Consider the following 1,272-nt stretch of genomic DNA (forward strand, 5'->3'; position numbering starts at 1 on the left):
AGGTAACGGATTTCTACCTTGACCACTTAGATGTCAAAAACTTGAAGGCTGATTTAGTGGATGGTGAGATTGTGATATCGGCAGCTTAGCTTAAATCAGTGTTCATAAATAACTTTATGTAAGAGGAGATTTATTGGGCAGGAGATCGCTTGATAGATCTCCTTTTTTCGTTGATTTTCACCATTTGATATTAATCTATTGAGTAAATATGGATATCGTCAAGAATCTTGTGTAAATGAAATACCTCCGTACATATAATATGTAGTTAATTTAAATAAAGGATGATTCCAGGGTGTCCTGAAGTCCGTTGAATCTGCGATGGATTCGCTTCATGGACTTCTCGTTGTAGACGTTAAACTGAGAAACCAGGAATCGATTCAGTGAATCTTCCGTTGGAAATTGTTCTTTGTGGTTGGGGTTGCGTTTGAGATGCTTGTTAAAGTTCGCAATCAAGTTGGTTGAATACAATGAACCGCTTCTTTTTGGACGGTGTCCCGCTTTAAAGGCAGGTAATTGGCATCTAAGAAGATGGCCGCATATTGCGAAGGCAGTCGCCGTTGCTGGAAAGCTTGAACTTGTTCATCAACGACTTTGGTCGTGTTGGAAACCGTGGCTTTGGAGTAATGAGCACCGTACATTTTCTCAATGAGTTAGGCGATTTCGGTGGTGGTAATTCCCTTGGTGTATAGCTGAATAACCGTTGTTTCCAAGATGTCACTGTGCCGACCGTAGGCTGGCAAGATGTGGTTGTGGAAAATACCATTGCGATCCCGCGGAATGGTTAAGTTGAGTTGACCATACTTCGTATCAAACGAGCGTTCATAACTGCCATTGCGGTTATTTCTAGTGTTAATTTCAGCATACGAGTGGCGCTCATAGCCTAAAAAAGCTGCCAGTTCGGTTTGAAGCAGCTGGTTAATCGCAATTTCGAGGTGGTGCCGAAAAACTTCGTCTAAATCTTGTTTTTGGACTAGCGTAGCGATAATTTCTGTGGTAAGTTCATTCCCTAGTTCTATACAATTTAGAAATCTTTTTATGCGTTTACACAAGTTATTTTACGCTCTCTGTTATCGAGCTTGCAACTTTGTATTATCAAAATAGAGGAGTATTAACGACCGTAAAGGACTTCCCGTATTCATTGCGTGTTTTGATTAATCAAGTTAAAATATAATCAACTTCTATTTATTTGGTATTGGCACATATATCAGAAAGACGTCATTCTTAATTGAGTGGCGTTTTTTTTGTGTATCTAATAAAATTTCGATTTTATAA

1 pseudogene is annotated in these 1,272 nt (G+C 39.1%); it reads right to left on the bottom strand.

The features are described 5' to 3' along the window. Nucleotides 1-270 precede the first annotated feature (270 nt). Nucleotides 271-1,016 (bottom strand): annotated as a pseudogene (locus EKM70_RS11290) (transposase). Between the last annotated feature and the right edge of the window lie 256 nt (nucleotides 1,017-1,272).

This window comes from Levilactobacillus lindianensis (genome assembly GCF_003946095.1).
Taxonomy (GTDB): Bacteria; Bacillota; Bacilli; order Lactobacillales; family Lactobacillaceae; genus Levilactobacillus; species Levilactobacillus lindianensis.